This is a genomic window from candidate division WOR-3 bacterium (assembly GCA_039804025.1).
Lineage (GTDB): Bacteria > Hydrothermota > Hydrothermia > Hydrothermales > JAJRUZ01 > JBCNVI01.
The window spans coordinates 8,655-8,991 of sequence record JBDRZP010000040.1 but is presented as its reverse complement, the minus strand read 5'-3'; the positions used below and the strand labels follow the sequence as shown (position 1 = coordinate 8,991).

The 337-nt window shown below is 36.8% G+C and carries 1 protein-coding gene; it reads left to right on the top strand.

What is annotated here, in order from left to right; all coding sequences use genetic code 11:
• Positions 1-252: RAMP superfamily CRISPR-associated protein (locus ABIN73_10085; GenBank protein ID MEO0270075.1), on the top strand; the 252-nt coding region annotated here is incomplete at its 5' end.
• Positions 253-337: the final 85 nt, after the last annotated feature.

The following is a 337-nucleotide window of genomic DNA, read 5'->3' as shown; positions in this document are numbered from 1 at the left end:
GGCACGGTTGCCTCCGGTGGATTGTGGACAGAGGAGTATCTTCCTCAGGATACTATTCTTTACTCACTGGGTATGTTTACTTCACCAAGGGTGGAAAATGATGCCCAGAAAGGCGTTTTTAAAGCAAACTCACCACAAGAAGAAGCAAAACTGGTTTCAGAATTTTTTGAAAAAGCAATTCCAGAAGTCATTCAAATAGGTGGAAATCAAAACATAGGAAAAGGGTTTGTAAGGATAAATATTTTAAAATAAAAGGAGGCTTAGCCATGCCTGAAAAAGAAACATTAATTACAAAACTTGAAAAAGGAAGAGCTGAGTTTGTTTATAAATGTGTAGA